The sequence below is a fragment of the Streptomyces sp. NPDC012794 genome, from assembly GCF_042901085.1.
Classification (GTDB): Bacteria; Actinomycetota; Actinomycetes; order Streptomycetales; family Streptomycetaceae; genus Streptomyces.
The window spans coordinates 290051-304954 of sequence record NZ_JBIBCI010000005.1 but is presented as its reverse complement, the minus strand read 5'-3'; the positions used below and the strand labels follow the sequence as shown (position 1 = coordinate 304954).

The window sequence follows — 14904 nt, the reverse complement described above, 5'->3', positions numbered from 1 at the left end:
GCCGCCGGTCCGGGGGCCCGGGCGGGGTGGCGTACCGCCCGCCGGGGCGGGTAGGCGCCCGGCAGGAGCCGCTTCCAGCAGCCGGAGGAGCCATGACCCGCAGCGTCCACGAGGTGATGACCTCGAACCCGGTGACGGTCGAGAAGCTGACCTCACTGGCTGAAGCCGCACGCGTGATGCGGGACGCCGGCATCGGGGACGTCCTCGTCGTCGACGGGGGCCGGCTGCACGGCATCGTCACCGACCGCGACCTCGTCATCCGGGGCATGGCCGAGAACCGGGACCCGGCCGAGACGACCGTGCAGGCGATCTGCAGCACCGAACTGCTCACGGTCGGACCCGGCGACGACGTCCACCAGGCCGTCGCCCTGATGCGCCGCAACGCCCTTCGCCGCCTGCCCGTACAGACCGAGGACGGAGAACTGGTGGGCGTCGTCACCCTCGGCGACCTGGCGGTGGAAAGCGACCCGGGCTCGGCCCTCGCCGCCATCGCGGCCGCCGAGCCGGACACCTGAAGCGCGCCCGTCGCCGGAGGAAGGGAGGTGGTGCCGTCGTGAACGCGTCCATCCCCCTGATCTCCGTACCGGACGGCCGGGTACTGATCCCCGCCGACGAGGTGACCGCCCTGCTGCGGTACGTCGCGGGGGAGTGGCTGCACACCGTGAGCCGGGGCGGGGCGGAACTCGATCCGGGAACGACCCTGCGCCTGGCGGGCTTGCTGACGGCCTACGCGGACCAGATCGACGTGGAATGCATCGGTTTCATGCCCGTCCCCGACGAGGACCCCGGCCCCGGACCCTGAGCGCCGCACCGTCCGTCCCCCTCCCGTGTTACTCCGCGGTAAGCGATGATGGCGGGCGACCACTCAGAGGGCGGGGGCTGATCAGCGGTGACCACTTTCGAAGAACGGGCCACGGTGCACGCGTTCCGGGACGACGCCCTGGGCGAGCACGACGCCGTCGGCCTCGCCGCGGCGATCCGGCGGGGCGAGGTCTCCGCCGCGGAGGCCGCCCGCGACGCGCGGGAACGCGTACGGGGGGTCGAGGCCCGGCTGCACGCGGTCCAGGCGTACGCGGACACCCCCGCGCGCACCGGCCCCGGGGTCGGCCCCTTCGCCGGGGTGCCGACCTTCGTCAAGGACAACACCGACTACCGGGGGCTGCCCACCGGCCACGGCAGCGCCGCCTTCCGGCCCAGGGAGGCCCGGCGGCACGCGCCGTTCGCCCGGCAGCTCCTCAGCAGCGGGGTCACGGTGCTGGGGAAGACCCGGATGCCCGAGTTCGGCTTCAGCCCCACCACCGAGTACGAGGGCGCCGAGCCGGTGCGCAACCCGTGGCACACCGGCCACTCCGCCGGCGGCTCCTCGGGCGGCAGCGCGGCGCTCGTCGCCGCCGGAGCGGTGCCCGTCGCGCACGCCAACGACGGCGGCGGCTCGATCCGGATCCCCGCCGCCTGCTGCGGGCTCGTCGGCCTCAAGCCGACCCGCGGCCGGGTCGTGCCGAACGAGCAGAGCCGCCGGCTCCCGATCGACCTCGTCACCGACGGCGTCGTGAGCCGGTCGGTCCGCGACGCCGCCGCCTTCCTCGCCGCCGCCGAGACGTACTGGCGCAACCCCGGGCTGCCGCCCGTCGGCCTGGCCGAGGGGCCCTCCGGGCAACGGCTGCGCATCGGCTTCCTGCTGGACTCCCCGAACGGCGTCCGCTCCGACCCCGCCACCCGGGCCGCGGTCAGCCGGACGGCGGCCACCCTCGAAGGGCTCGGCCACACGGTGGAGCCGGTGGAGATCGCCATCGACCCCAGGTTCACCGACGACTTCCTCACGTACTGGGGGATGCTGTCCTTCCTCCTCGGCGTCACGGGCCGCACCCTCGGAGCGGACTTCGACCGCGGCCGCATGGACGGCCTCAGCCGGGGGCTGCGCGAAACGTACCTGGAGAACTGGCGCCGCACGCCCGGAGTGCTCAGCCGGCTCAAGCACACGAGGGAGGCGTACGCGGCCGCCTTCCGCGGGCGGGACCTCGTGCTGTCCCCCGTGCTGGCCCACACCACGCCGCCGATCGGCCACCTCGGCCCGGCCGTTCCCTACCCGGCGCTGATCGAGCGGATCCTCGCGTACGTGGCGTTCACGCCGGTCGACAACGTCGTCGGCACACCGTCGGTGTCGCTCCCCGCCGAGACGACCACGGAGGACGGACTGCCCGTCGGGGTGATGTTCTCCGCCCGCCCCGGCGGCGAACGTACCCTGCTGGAGGTCGCGTTCCAGTTGGAGGCGGAGCGTCCGTTCCGGCGGATCCAGGACCGGTGACAGGGCGGGTGCCGGCCGCCCGCGTGCGGGCGGCTCCTGACGGTCGTTCAGGTGGTGGGGTGCCATTCGGACAGGACGATGGTGGCGTCGTCGTGCAGCCGCTGGCCCTGGTGGGTGAGGAGGTCCAGGACCAGGCGGCGCAAGGCCTCGGGGGCGGTGGCGCCCGAGGCCATGGAGCGGATGACGGTGTCGGCCAGCCGGTTCTCGCCGAACAGCTCTCCCGCGGCGGAGCGGGCCTCGATCACGCCGTCGCTGTAGAGCAGCACCCGGTCACCGGGCTGGAGCCGCGCCCGGTCCTGCCGGGGAGGTTCCTGGGCGTGGAAGCCTAGCCCGAGGGGGAGTTGGGCCGGGCGTTCCAGTGCTCCGGGCAGGACGTGGCCGTTGCGGATCAGCAGGGGCGCCGGGTGGCCGCAGTTGACCCAGGTGAAGTCTCCGTGCCCGGTGTCGAGGTTGGCGAGGATCCCGGTCATCAGCCGGTCCGGGATCCACTGCTGGAGGGTGCGTTCGATGGTGACGGCGATCTCGGTGAGCGTGCCGCCGGAGCGGCGGGTGGACCGGCAGGCGGCCAGGCCGGCCGCGCTGGCGCCGCCGGAGGCGAGGTCGTGCCCCATGGCGTCGAGCAGGGTCAGGTGCAGCAGGTCGTCGCTGAAGTTGTGGTCGAAGGCGTCACCGCCGATGTCGTACGCCGGTTCCAGGACGGCGGTCGAGGTCGCCTGGCTGGTGCCGATCGTGCGCGGCGGCAGGAACCCCCACACCAGCTCCGCCTGGAGCGTCATGGGCCGGCTGCGGCTCCTGACGACGAGGGGGTCGTTGTGCGCGGACTTGGAGACGACCATAAGCGTGGCCAGCGCGGCCAGGGCCCGGCAGACCTCCAGGTCGCCCTCGTCCAGGGCCGCTCCGGAGGCCTTCATGACCCCGATCCGCTCGACCCCGTCGATCATCGGCAGCCACGCGGTGGTGCGGTCGCGGGACAACTGCGTGCGCTGGCTGCGGTACGCCAGACCGGCCAGGGAACCGTCGATGTCGAGGGCCTCCGCCTCCCGGTCGGCCTCGGTGGCCTCCGCCGGGCCCGGCCGGGGGGCCGCGAGCTGGGGGAGTGCCAGCAGGCGCACCTGCTGCACGTCGGCCACGTACAGGCGGGTCCCGGCCAGCCCCAGCCGCTGTGCGGCCTGGTCGATCAGCGCCGGTACCTGGCGGGCGGAGGCGTCGTGCGAGCGCTCCAGCACCCAGCCGAGGACGGAGCCCGGCAGGTCCTCCCGCCGACGCGCGTTCACGGGGCGGCTCCTGCCCGCGGACCCGGGGTGCGCCTCGGGCCTTCCCGCACCCGTGCCGAGACGCTCACGGCTCGCGCCAGGCGTCGGTCTCCAGGTGGGAGCCCGCCATCGGGCCCATGCGGAGCATCCCGCCGTCCACCGCCCAGGAGGCCCCGGTCACGTAGCCCGAGCCGGGCCCCGCGAGGAAGGCGACGACCGCCGCGACCTCACGCGCGTCACCGGGGCGCCCGAGGGGGATCCCGGGCCGCGCGACCGAGCGGACGTCGACGTCCTCCTGGCCGGTCATCGGGGTGGCGATCTCGCCCGGGGCGACGGAGTTCACGGTGATCCCGTACTCGGCGAGTTCGAGGGCCATCACCTGCGTGAGCAGGCCCAGCCCGCCCTTGGCGGCGCAGTACGGAGCGGTACCCACGCGGGGCTGGTGCTCGTGCACCGAGGTGATGTTGACGATGCGCCCGCCCCGCCCCTGCGCGATCATCCAGCGGGCCGCCCGCTGGCCGCACAGCAGCGGTCCGACCAGGTCCACGTCCAGGATCCGGCGCACCGTGTCCAGCTCCAGCTCCAGGAAGGGCTCCGACACCCCGGTGCCGGCGCAGTTGACCAGGACGTCCAGGCCCCCCAGCTCCCTCGCGAGACCGTCCACCGCCTCAGCCGCTCCGGGCAGCCGCGACAGGTCCATCCGCGCGACGGCGGCCCGGTGCCCGGACCGCGCCACCTCCTCGGCGGTCTCCCGGGCCCCGGTTTCGTCGGAGTGCCAGGTGATGCCGACGTCCGTCCCCGCGTCGCGGGCGAGCGCGACCGCGATGGCGCGGCCGATCCCGGAGTCGGACCCGGTCACCACGGCCGTGTGCGGAGCGAAGGGCCGCGGCCCGCCGGCGCCGGTCACGGCAGTCCCCGCCACGGCGCCGGGCTCGCGCGCCGTCCGGCAGCCGGCGGATGCCGGCGCGCCGGCTCCGCGGGCCGTTCGCGGGAGCGCCGCACGGCCCTGAGCCGTCCGTCCATGACAAGCACCGCCTCGTACTCGGTACGCCGCCCCGCCCGCGTGCGCGGGCAGCGGCGGCCGTGATTCAGAGGGCCAGCACGATCGCGAACACCAGGAAGAAGAGGGCCACCAGGACCGCCAGGGCGACGATGACCGCGAGCGGGCCCTTGGCCCACCCGCGCTTCAGCGGCCGGTAGGGGCCGGCGCCGGAGGAGGTGCTCGCCTCGCCGGGAGGGGTCTCGCCGGGCGGAACCGAGCCGCCCGGTTCCAGGCCGGGGGTGGTGCGGGGATCCGGGTCAGGATTGTGGGTACTCATGTCGGGCGTGTCCCCGTAATCCGGACACCCATGCCGGGCGGGGCGGACTTCCCGAGGAGACCGGCACCGACCTGGTGTCCGGCGGCGAAGCCGGGGCAGACGGGGCACCATGAGCGTCGTCGGGCTCCGCGGACGCGGGGCCCCGGGCCGCCCGGGTGCGGATGCCCAGGACCGCGCCCCCACCGAACCAGCGGGAGAGAGAATGCCCGAGAAGTACGAGCCGGAGCAGCCCATGGCCGCCGAGACCCCCGCGGACCACGTACCCGGCAAACCCGCCGCCGCCTCCCCCCAAAGGGAGGAACCGACCAGTCCGCGCCCGCCGCTGCCTCCCAAGGCGGACCAGGAGGGCCCCGAGACGGTCAGTCCCACCGGCCAGGCCACCGGGGCGGAAGGAGCGCGCGACGCCCAGAGCGGGGCGTACCTCACCAGTGCGCAGGGCACCCGGCTGTACGAGACCGACCACTCCCTGAAGGCGGGGCCCCGGGGGCCCGTACTCCTCCAGGACCACCACCTGCGCGAGAAGATCACGCACTTCGACCACGAGCGGATCCCCGAGCGCGTCGTCCACGCCCGCGGGGCCGGCGCGCACGGGGTCTTCCGCGGTTACGGCACCGCGGGCGAGGTCTGCAGGGCGGCCTTCCTCGGCCGGGACGTCGAGACGCCCGTCTTCGTCCGGTTCTCCACCGTGCTGGGCTCGCGCGGATCCGCCGACACCGTGCGGGACACCCGGGGCTTCGCGGTGAAGTTCTACACCGAGGAAGGCACCTTCGACCTGGTGGGCAACAACATCCCGGTGTTCTTCATCCAGGACGCCATCAAGTTCCCCGACGTCATCCACGCCGGCAAGCCGCATCCCGACCGGGAGATCCCGCAGGCCCAGAGCGCGCACGACACCTTCTGGGACTTCGTCTCCCTGCACACCGAGGCGACCCACCACACCCTCTGGAACATGTCCGACCGGGGCATCCCCCGCTCGTACCGGATGATGGAGGGCTTCGGGGTCCACACCTTCCGGCTGGTCAACGAGGCGGGCGAGAGCGTACTGGCCAAGTTCCACTGGAAGCCGAAGCTGGGCGTGCACTCCCTCACCTGGGAGGAAGCGCAGATGATCGGCGGGACGGACCCGGACTTTCACCGCCGCGACCTCTTCGACGCCATCGAGTCCGGTGCCTTCCCCGAGTGGGAACTGGGCATCCAGGTGTTCCCCGACACCCCGGAGCAGACCTTCGAGGGCATCGACCTCCTCGACCCCACCAAGATCGTGCCCGAGGAACTCTCCCCGGTACAGGCCATCGGCCGGCTCACGCTGAACGCCAACACCAAGAACTTCTTCGCCGAGACCGAGCAGGTCGCCTTCCACCCCGGGCACCTGGTGCCGGGGATCGACATCACCGACGATCCGCTCCTCGCCGGCCGGCTGTTCTCGTACCTGGACACGCAGATCAGCCGCCTCGGAGGCCCCAACTTCGCCCAGATTCCGGTCAACCGCCCGCACGCCCCCGTCAACGACATGCTGCGGGACGGCATGCACCAGACCGCCGTGCACACCGGCGTGGCGCCGTACCGGCCCAACAGCCTGGACGGCGGCTGCCCCTTCCTGGCGGGCGCGGAATCCGCCGCCTACATCGAGGCGCCCGTGCGGGTGCCCGCGGCGAGCAAGAGCCGCGAGGCCGCCGCCTCCTTCTCGGACCACTTCAGCCAGGCGCGCATGTTCTGGCTCAGCATGAGCCCGCCGGAGCGCGAGCACATCATCGCCGCGTACAGCTTCGAACTGGGCAAGTGCTACGAACAGGCCGTCAAGGAACGGATGCTCGGCAACCTCGCGAACATCGACCCCGAACTGTGCGCCCAGGTGGCCGCCGGGCTCGGGCTGCCCGCTCCCGGCCCCACCGTCCCGCTCGCCGAGGTCGAACCCAGCCCGGCCCTGTCCCAGCTGGGGCGGACCTGGCCCGTCGACGGCCGGGTGATCGGCATCGTCGCCGATCCCGCCGGGGAATCCGCCGAGGTGCGCGCCGTACAGCGGGCCGCCTCCGCCCGGGGCCTGCTCCCGCTCGTCATCGCCCCGAACGGCGGCACGCTCGACGCCGAAGGGGAGCCGGTGGCCGTCCAGCGCACCTTCGCGACGGCGCGGTCGGTGGAGTACGACGCCATCGTCCTCGCCGGCGCCCCCCGGCCCGCCGCCGACGCCAGGGGCGCCCGCGACGCCAAGGCGGGCACGCCCGGCGCGACGGAAGTCGACCCGCGCGTACTGCTGCTGATCACCGAGGCCTACCGGCACGGCAAGGCCATCGCCGGCTGGAACGGGGGCGAGCGGGCGCTGGAGGCCGCCGGCATCGCCGCCGACGAGCCGGGAGTCATCGTCGGGGACTCGGGATCCTCGGTGCTGGACGCGCTCACCGGTGCACTGGAGAAGCACCGGGTCTGGGAGCGGTTCCCCGCGCCGGCCGCCTGAGGAGCCCTGCCGGCCGGCCGGCGCGGGTCGCGACGGCCGGCCGGCACAGGCCTGATCGGCGGTGTCCGGACGGGTGACGCAGCACCCGCCCCGGCGGGTCGCCTGACGGGGACCGCCCGGACCGCGACGATGGCGGGCGTCCGGCCGGCCCCACCGGTCCCCGGCCCCGACACCGACAAGGAGCACTCCGTGCTGGAACGAAAGCGTCGCAAGAACGCCACCGAGGTCACCTTCGTGCTGCCCGAGGGCGACCCGCCGGGGCCGGTCAGCGTCGTGGGGACGTTCAACGACTGGCGGCCGGGCACGCACGTGCTCGCACCCCGCCCCGACGGCAGGCGAGCGGTGACCGTCGAGCTTCCGGCGAAGGGCACCCACGCCTTCCGGTACCTGGCCGCCGGGGACTACTGGTTCAACGACGAGGGCGCCGACGGCCACGACGGCGCCAACAGCCGCCTGCGCACCTGAACGCCCGCGCACCCGAACGCGGCGGAGGGAGCCGTGCCGCGCACGGCTCCCTCCTGTGGCCGGGAACGCCGGCCGGCGAGCGGTGTCAGGACTCCTTGCCGCGCCCGCTCATCGCGTCGCGCAAGCGGTCCACCAGCCCCAGGCCCGGCGCCAGGAGCTTGTTGGCGGGCGGAGTGTCGGGAGCCGAAGGGTGCGGCCGGGTCGGCGCGGTCTTCTTCGCCGTCCGGACCTTGTCACCCAGCGTGCCGAGCATCTCCGGGCCGCACGCGGTCCGCAGCCGGGGGAACAGGTTCTGCTCCTCGTCGGCCATGTGCTCGCGGATCTCCGCCATCAGCTTCGCTGCCAGCACGTCGAAGCGGGGGTCATCCGCCTCGCAGCCCTCCAGGTCCTTCATGACGCGCTCGGCCGCGGCGTGGTCCGCGAGCTCCTTGTCGGCCAGCGCGTCGCCGTTCGGCAGCTTCTCCCGTACGGCCGGGTACAGATAGGACTCCTCCGCCACGGAGTGGCGGACCAGTTCCATGATCGCCTGGTCTGCGTACTCCTTCCTGCGGGCATCGCCCGGAGGCAGGGCTTCCATCTTGCCGAAGATCTCCTCCACTTCCCGGTGGTCGGTGGTCAGCTCTGCGATGACGTCGCCGCCGTGTCCCATCGTGTCCCTCCTCGATCGGTCGGAATAGGCCGCGCCTTTCCATTCCGATGTCATTTATTCGGTCATTAAGGTGAGGGGAGGAAGCCCGCACCCCGCCCTGGAGGCCGCCGTGTCCACGGACAGCGCGCTGGCGCCGCTCATCGCGGCCACGGCGCAGTGGTTCGACCGCGCGTACCCGTCCGGGCGCGGCGCGCTCCAGCGGGGCCTCGCCCAGGCCCAGTCCCGCCAGGCCGTCACGCTCGCCGCCTGGCTCCGCTATCCGACGCGGCTCGACGTCCACCTGGTTGCCCTGACCGGTCCCGGCGGCTCGGGCAGACTCGACTGGATCACCGGATCCGACTTCGCCCGCGCGGCGGAGACCGCCGACCCGCGGGCCTTCGCCTGGCGGACCTGGGTGGACGAGGTGGTCGCCAGCTGGGCCGCGTGCCTGCTGGGTACGCCGTCCCTCGCCGAGGCGGCGGCGCGGGCGGTCACCGGCACGGAGCACGTGGGGGCGGTGCCCGTCTCCTTCCGCCGACTGACCGAGCCGGACCCGTACGACCACCGGGGCGCGGAGCTGCTGCGCCATCCCGACCTGCTGGCCCCGGTGGCGGACCTCCACCGGAGCCGGCTCCTGGCCCGCCTGGAGGCCCCGGCCTGAGCCGCCGGCGGGCCCACGCGTACGGGCCGGCGGCACGGCCGGCCCTCCCCGCGCTCCGCGCGGGCGGTGCGGCCGCCCGTGTACGGCGGCTGCCCGAGGCCTTCGCGGGAGCCGTGGCGGGCGTGCCGCGACGGGATGCCCCCGCCGCGCTGTGCCGTGCCTGCGTCCATCTGCTGGACATCACCGGGGCGTCCGTCTCCCTCGCCGGGGACGCGGACGCGCGCGTGCTGTGGTGGTCCTCCGACGAGCGGGCCCGCCCGGCTGGCCGAAGCGCAGCACACCCTCGGGGACGGGCCGTGCCGCACGGCGATCGCACTGGCCGCGCCGGTCCTCGCCGAGGACCTGACCGGTGGCCAGGACGCCCGCCACCGGCCCATGTGCGCCGAGCAGGCCGTGTCCCCGGACGTCAAGGCGCTCTTCCCCCTGCCCTGGGAGGCGGGGGAATCGCCGTGGAGACCCTGGACGTCTACCGGCCGCTGTCGGAGCGGGACCGGTCGTTCGCCCTCCCGGCGGCCGACGCGATCACCACCGCGCTGCTCGCCCTCCACGCCGGGGAGGTGACGTCGGGCGGACAGCCCAGGCCCCTGCGTCGACGCCTTCACCACGGGAGAGCCGGTCCACGCCGGGGGACCTCGCCGAGCACGAGGACCGCTGGCCGGACTTCACGCCCCTCGCGGCCGCCGCCGGATACCGAGCCGCGCACGCCCTGCCCCTGCGGGTGCGCCACCAGCAGGTCGGAGCCCTCAACCTGCTCGCCCACGCCCCACCGCCAGAGCGCCCTCTCCGGCAAGGCGGTGGTGGACACCGCGGCCGGCATGATCGCGGCCGCGACGGGCGTCATCCCGGCGTCCGGCACCTCACGGCGTACGCGGCGGCGCACGGCCGGCGCCCGACCGAGGCCGCCGACCGGCTCCTACGGCGCACCCTCACACCGGAGGCCGTCCTGCGGCCGGGGCCGGCCGCGTAGCCCCCGCCTTCCCGGGCGTCCCCAGCGTGCTGCACCCTGCGCGCGCGGTGTCGTCCTCCCTCCGAGCGTGAGCATCGCCTCCGCGACCTCGCCGGCCGCCGCTTCGGGGAGCGCGGTGGCGGCCGCGTCGAGGACGAGCAGCCGTGCCCCGGGGATCTCGCGTGCGATGGCCTCGCCGTGGCCGACGGGGAAGAACCGGTCGCGGCGGCCGTGGACGACGAGCGTGGGAACCGCGATCCCGGGCAGGCGCTCGCGCCAGCGGGGTGCGCAGTCGAGCCTGGAGAACACCATGCCCAGCTGGTTGGCCATCTGCACCGGGGGCGCGGTGCCGGGCGTGCGGTCCCAGACGCGCGCGGCGACCGCCCGCGCGGCGACGGGGTCGTCTCCGCGGATCTCCGCGCCCGCGGCGGCGAACTCCACGACGGCCCCGCGGTCGCTCCAATCCGGCAGCGGACGCGCGAACAGCCGGCTCATCGTCGCCCGGTCGTGGTCGGGGAGGTCGTCGTCGGGCGGACCAGGGGCGACGGCGCGGGTGCCGGCCAGGGTGAGCGCGGAGAACGCGCCCGGATGGTCGAGCACGGCCACCTGGGCGACCATCCCGCCGACGCCGATCCCCGCGAGGTGCGCGGGCCCGCCACCGAGCGCGCCGGCGAGGGCCGCCGCGTCGGCGGCGAGGTCGCGCAGGGTGTAGGCGGGCGCCTCCGGATCCGCCGTGGTCGACTCGCCGCTGTCGCGCAGGTCGTAGCGCACCGCCCGGCGCCCGCCGGCGGCGAGGCCCTCGCACAGCGCGTCCGGCCAGGAGAGCATCGTCGGTCCGCCCGCGAGCAGGACGAGGGCCGCGTCGTCGTCACCGAACGACTCGATGCCCAAGGCGATCCCGTTGACGTCGACCGTGGTCATCGGATCACCCCCGGGCGGTCGTGGGCGGACAGCGGTGTTCCGGCGCCCGGTGCGACGGGCCCGAGGCGCGGTGACAGCGGGTGGCCCCGGTCGTGACGGGAGTTCCCAGCGATGATTCGAGTCATGCCGGGGCAGACCCGGCCCGCCGCCCGAACTCATCGCTCGCGCCCGAAGCGGGTGGCGGACGCGCACCAGGCGCCCGGTACCCGATGCCCGGTGCCCGTCGCCGCGTGCGCGACGCGGCCCACCGGTGGCGGCGGACGGGGCCGGTCCGTGAACCCCTGACATCCTGGAACCACGCTCCGCCCTCGCAGTCCCGGAGGCTCCGATGAAGGTCGACGTCCTGACCGAGGCCGTCATCGCCGCCCCCTGCGCCCGGGTCGCCGCCTACGCGGCCGATCCCGCGAACGCGCCCGCGTGGTACGTCAACATCACCTCCGTCGAATGGCGGACCCCGCCACCCGTGGCGATCGGCTCCAGGATCGCCTTCGTCGCCCGCTTCCTCGGCAGACGGCTGGCCTACACGTACGAGATCACCGCGTACGAGCCCGGGCGCCGGATGGTGATGCGGACGGAGCAGGGGCCGTTCCCCATGGAGACCACCTATACGTGGGAGCAGTACGGGGAAGACCGGGACCGCACCCGCATGACCCTGCGCAACCGGGGCGAGCCCAGCGGATTCGCCTCGCTCGGGGCCCCCGTGATCACGGCCGCCATGCGCCGCGCCCAGCGCAAGGACCTGGCGGCCCTCTCGGCGCTGCTGGAGGCACGCTGAGTACGGCCCCCGGGGAACCGCCTCCGGTCCCGGCGCGTTGACCATGGCGGAAGCACTCGCGGGCCGCCGGGGGCGGCAGGGGGGACGCAGGCCTTTCTCATGAGCACCACCGAGCACAGCACCGAGCACAGCACCGAGCACATCAGCACCGAGCACGTCAGCACCGGGCACGCCGTCGCGGGGGAGGGGGCGCAGGCCGCGCGCGTCGTGGCCGTCAGCAGCAATGCCGTGTACTCGTTCAGCAAGCCGAACCGGGAGAGCATCACGCTCCTCGCCGGCCTCGGCGTCGAAGCCGACGTGCACGCCGGGGTCACCGTCAAGCACCGCTCCCGCGTGGCCCAGGACCCGACGCGGCCGAACCTCCGTCAGGTGCACCTGATACACCGGGAACTCTTCGACGAGGTGGCGGAGGCCGGCTTCGGCGTCGAGCCGGGCCGGCTCGGGGAGAACGTGACCACCGAGGGCATGGACCTGCTCGCCTTGCCGACGGGGACGCTGCTGCACCTGGGCGAGGAGGCGGTGGTGGAGGTGACGGGCCTGCGCAACCCGTGCCCGCAGATCAACGCCTTCCAGGACGGCCTGCTCAAGCAGGTCGTCGGCCGGGACGAGGAGGGCCGCGTGGTCCGCAAGGCCGGGATCATGGGCGTGGTCCACCGGGGCGGCACGGTCCGCCCCGGTGACACCATCACCGCCACCCTCCCGCCGCTGCCGCACATACCGCTCGAGCGCGTCTGACGGGAGGGGCGCGGCGGCGGCCCCCCCCGCGGTGGGAGCGACGGTCAGTAGTAGTCCCGCATCAGGGCCGTCGACCACTCCGGCTGGCGGGTCTCGCCGCGCGGGCCGAATTCCTCCATGTACGGCTTGAGGTCGAGCACGGGGGTGCCGTCCACCGCGTCCAGGCCCTCGACGTGCACGTCCAGGCCGTCCACCTTCAGCACCCTGCACCGTGACAGGCCGATGCGGTTGGGACGGTTCTTGCCGCGCTGGGCGAAGATGCCCACCAGGGGCCAGTCCCGGTTCCCCCGCGGGTGCCGGGCGCCCGTCTCGATCTTCTCCACCGGCACCCGGTCGAAGTGGTAGACGACCTCGACGTGCGAGAAGTCCTGCAGTCCGTAGAGGGCTTCGGGGCCGAACCGGCCGGAGTCCAGCCGGATCACCGCCCGCTCCCGTCCCCAGTCGTCGTCGACGACCTCCGCCCGGCCGCCGACCACCACGCCCACCGGCTGCGACTCCACCATTGCGTGCCCCCGTCTCCCGTTCCCGTGTTCCGTACCGGGTGCGCTCAGGCCGGCCGTACGGCCACGCCGTCCAGTGCGGCCAGCAGGCCGGCCAGCTCCGGCAGCCCCGAGTCCCCCTCGCTGGGGACGGCCAGGACCGCGCCCGGTTCCTCGTCCAGCAGGACGAAGGCCGGGCCGCCGGTCCGGGCCACCAGCGACCAGCCGGGCCCGTCGGCCCGCAGGGCCCGTACGCCTTCGCCCGCGAAGGCCGACCGAACCCGCCCCGGCGGCGGTGCCTGCCGGGCGTAACCGGCGGCCTCCCGCAGCGCCCGCGCGAGCCCGGGGTGCACGGCTGCCGCCGCCCCGCCGTCCTCCGCGACGCGCTCGCTCCAGTCAGCCCACTCCCGGCCGACCTGGTCCGCGCCCAGACGCCGCTGCACCGGCCCCCAACCCTGCGCCGAGGGGGGTGACAGCGGCACCCGACCCGTGCCGTCCGCGCCCTGCTCCGGGTCGTGGGGCTCCGGAATGCCCGCCGTCGACACCGTCAGCTCCAGCGGCCAGCCCGCCAGCGAGGCCACGATCGTGCGCTCGTCGGGCGACAGGTCGTAGTCCATGCCGCAGTCCCAGGAGGCGATGGCGGCGGCCACGAGCGAGACGTCGTCCACGACGACCGTCCAGCGCGCGCCCTCCTCGTCCTGCCCCAGCACCAGCCCGTACCCGTCGGCGACCGGCGGTACCCCCAGCAGCCCGCAGGCCTCCGGGAAATCGTCGCCGAGCACCGCCGGGAACTGCGTGGGGGTCAGCAGCACGGCCGTCAGCACGTACAGCGAGCCCCCGTCCTCCTCGTCGGACACGTGGCCTCCCGATCGCGTTCTCGTCGGCGCACCTTAACCAGCGGGTAACTCGCACGTCGAGACCCGACGGGGGACGATTTCCAAGGCCGCTACCTACACGTAGAGTTGGGGCCCCGCCACAGAAAGGGAGTCCGGTGCAGCGTTACGACCGGCTGAGGGAGATCCTCCGGCTTGACCCCGACCAGGACTTCCTGGCCATCTACCGGCTCACCGCCACCTACGAGTTCCCCTGGGACTTCACCCGCGCCCTCGAGCTCGCCCTGTTCCGGACCTACGCCGTCCCCTCCATCGGCGCGCTCCTCGCCGAGACCGCCGAGTTCACCGACCGCGCGCAGAAGCGTTACGACGACACCGCGCTGCTCCTCGACGCCGTCGTGGAGCACGGTTTCGAGAGCGACACGGCGCGCACCGCGATCCGCCGCGTCAACCAGATGCACCGCAGCTACGACATCTCCAACGACGACATGCGCTACGTCCTGTGCACGTTCGTGGTGATTCCCGCACGCTGGCTCGACGTCTACGGCTGGCGCCCGCTGACCCACCACGAGCGCCGGGCCTGCGCCAACTACTACACCGCACTCGGCCGACGCATGGGCATCACGGAGATCCCGGGCTCCTACGAGGAGTTCGAGGCCACCCTGAACGCCTACGAGGAAGCCCACTTCGGCTGGGACGAGGGGGGCCGCAAGGTCGCCGACTCCACCCTCGACCTGATGGCCTCCTGGTACCCGGCGCCCCTCGCCCCCGCGGTGCGCGGCGCGAGCCTCGCCCTGCTCGACGAGCCGCTGCTGAGCGCCTTCCGGTACGAGACCCCGAGCCCCGCCGTCCGGCGGCTGGTCCGGGGCGCCCTCCGGCTGCGAGGCCGCGCGGTACGGCTGCTGCCCCCGCGCACGGCCCCCCACTACGCCCGCCAGAACCCGGAGATCAAGGGATACCCCGACGGCTACGACGTCGGCGAGCTCGGCACCTTCCCCGTGCCCGGCGCGGGCGGCTGCCCCGTGCCGCACCCGCGCCGTCCGGCCGGAGCCGACGCCCAGCCCCCGGCGTAGCCCCCGGGGCCGGGCGGGTGCGGGCGCGCGGGCCGGCGTACGAAAATGGTCTCCCCGGG

The 14904-nt window shown here is 74.4% G+C and carries 17 protein-coding genes; 9 read left to right on the top strand and 8 right to left on the bottom strand.

Annotated elements, in window-relative coordinates; genetic code table 11:
- Positions 1 to 92 precede the first annotated feature (92 nt).
- From ACFY7H_RS12275 to ACFY7H_RS12265, 3 genes are all read left to right on the top strand, one after another.
- Positions 93 to 515, top strand: coding sequence for a CBS domain-containing protein (locus tag ACFY7H_RS12275; protein WP_388936982.1), 423 nt, complete (start codon positions 93 to 95; stop codon positions 513 to 515).
- A 38-nt stretch (positions 516 to 553) separates the two neighbouring features.
- Positions 554 to 802, top strand: a complete 249-nt coding sequence (locus tag ACFY7H_RS12270) for a DUF6213 family protein (protein ID WP_388936979.1) — start codon at positions 554 to 556, stop codon at positions 800 to 802.
- Positions 803 to 889: 87 nt separating this feature from the next.
- Positions 890 to 2305 (top strand): amidase, encoded by a 1416-nt coding sequence (locus ACFY7H_RS12265; protein WP_388936976.1) that lies wholly within the window; start codon positions 890 to 892, stop codon positions 2303 to 2305.
- Between the two features lie 47 nt (positions 2306 to 2352).
- Here ACFY7H_RS12265 and ACFY7H_RS12260 read toward each other — a convergent pair whose 3' ends face one another.
- The 3 genes from ACFY7H_RS12260 to ACFY7H_RS12250 all read right to left on the bottom strand — a co-directional run bounded on the left by ACFY7H_RS12260 (position 2353) and on the right by ACFY7H_RS12250 (position 4877).
- Positions 2353 to 3579 (bottom strand): PP2C family protein-serine/threonine phosphatase, encoded by a 1227-nt coding sequence (locus ACFY7H_RS12260; RefSeq protein ID WP_388936973.1) that lies wholly within the window; start codon positions 3577 to 3579, stop codon positions 2353 to 2355.
- A gap of 64 nt (positions 3580 to 3643) precedes the next feature.
- The gene (locus ACFY7H_RS12255; RefSeq protein ID WP_388937492.1) at positions 3644 to 4465 is read right to left on the bottom strand and encodes an SDR family oxidoreductase; all 822 of its coding nucleotides are present in this window, start codon (positions 4463 to 4465) and stop codon (positions 3644 to 3646) included.
- Between the two features lie 181 nt (positions 4466 to 4646).
- Complete coding sequence (locus ACFY7H_RS12250; RefSeq protein WP_388936970.1) at positions 4647 to 4877, bottom strand: DUF6480 family protein; 231 nt, start codon at positions 4875 to 4877, stop codon at positions 4647 to 4649.
- A gap of 202 nt (positions 4878 to 5079) precedes the next feature.
- Here ACFY7H_RS12250 and ACFY7H_RS12245 point away from each other — a divergent pair, with 202 nt between their 5' ends.
- The gene (locus ACFY7H_RS12245; RefSeq protein WP_388936968.1) at positions 5080 to 7329 is read left to right on the top strand and encodes a catalase; all 2250 of its coding nucleotides are present in this window, start codon (positions 5080 to 5082) and stop codon (positions 7327 to 7329) included.
- Positions 7330 to 7518: 189 nt separating this feature from the next.
- Complete coding sequence (locus ACFY7H_RS12240; RefSeq protein WP_388936965.1) at positions 7519 to 7794, top strand: isoamylase early set domain-containing protein; 276 nt, start codon at positions 7519 to 7521, stop codon at positions 7792 to 7794.
- Between the two features lie 85 nt (positions 7795 to 7879).
- On the opposite strand, the gene ACFY7H_RS12235 is transcribed toward ACFY7H_RS12240, so the two are convergent.
- Entirely contained in the window at positions 7880 to 8443 is a 564-nt protein-coding gene (locus ACFY7H_RS12235; protein ID WP_388936963.1) for a hemerythrin domain-containing protein, read from the bottom strand.
- Positions 8444 to 8552: 109 nt separating this feature from the next.
- Between ACFY7H_RS12235 and ACFY7H_RS12230 the strand changes: the two genes are divergently transcribed.
- Complete coding sequence (locus tag ACFY7H_RS12230; protein WP_388936961.1) at positions 8553 to 9083, top strand: hypothetical protein; 531 nt, start codon at positions 8553 to 8555, stop codon at positions 9081 to 9083.
- 598 nt (positions 9084 to 9681) lie between these two features.
- On the opposite strand, the gene ACFY7H_RS12225 is transcribed toward ACFY7H_RS12230, so the two are convergent.
- On the bottom strand, positions 9682 to 9924 hold the full coding sequence (locus ACFY7H_RS12225; RefSeq protein ID WP_388936959.1) for a hypothetical protein: 243 nt from the start codon (positions 9922 to 9924) through the stop codon (positions 9682 to 9684).
- A 72-nt stretch (positions 9925 to 9996) separates the two neighbouring features.
- Positions 9997 to 10950 (bottom strand): alpha/beta fold hydrolase, encoded by a 954-nt coding sequence (locus ACFY7H_RS12220; protein WP_388936957.1) that lies wholly within the window; start codon positions 10948 to 10950, stop codon positions 9997 to 9999.
- Positions 10951 to 11278: 328 nt separating this feature from the next.
- Here ACFY7H_RS12220 and ACFY7H_RS12215 point away from each other — a divergent pair, with 328 nt between their 5' ends.
- Complete coding sequence (locus ACFY7H_RS12215) at positions 11279 to 11725, top strand: SRPBCC family protein (protein WP_388936954.1); 447 nt, start codon at positions 11279 to 11281, stop codon at positions 11723 to 11725.
- 99 nt (positions 11726 to 11824) lie between these two features.
- Complete coding sequence (locus tag ACFY7H_RS12210; RefSeq protein ID WP_388936951.1) at positions 11825 to 12460, top strand: MOSC domain-containing protein; 636 nt, start codon at positions 11825 to 11827, stop codon at positions 12458 to 12460.
- 44 nt (positions 12461 to 12504) lie between these two features.
- On the opposite strand, the gene ACFY7H_RS12205 is transcribed toward ACFY7H_RS12210, so the two are convergent.
- The gene (locus ACFY7H_RS12205; RefSeq protein WP_388936949.1) at positions 12505 to 12963 is read right to left on the bottom strand and encodes an SAM-dependent methyltransferase; all 459 of its coding nucleotides are present in this window, start codon (positions 12961 to 12963) and stop codon (positions 12505 to 12507) included.
- 44 nt (positions 12964 to 13007) lie between these two features.
- Positions 13008 to 13796 (bottom strand): hypothetical protein, encoded by a 789-nt coding sequence (locus ACFY7H_RS12200; RefSeq protein ID WP_388936947.1) that lies wholly within the window; start codon positions 13794 to 13796, stop codon positions 13008 to 13010.
- A 134-nt stretch (positions 13797 to 13930) separates the two neighbouring features.
- Between ACFY7H_RS12200 and ACFY7H_RS12195 the strand changes: the two genes are divergently transcribed.
- On the top strand, positions 13931 to 14845 hold the full coding sequence (locus tag ACFY7H_RS12195; RefSeq protein ID WP_388936944.1) for an oxygenase MpaB family protein: 915 nt from the start codon (positions 13931 to 13933) through the stop codon (positions 14843 to 14845).
- Positions 14846 to 14904: the final 59 nt, after the last annotated feature.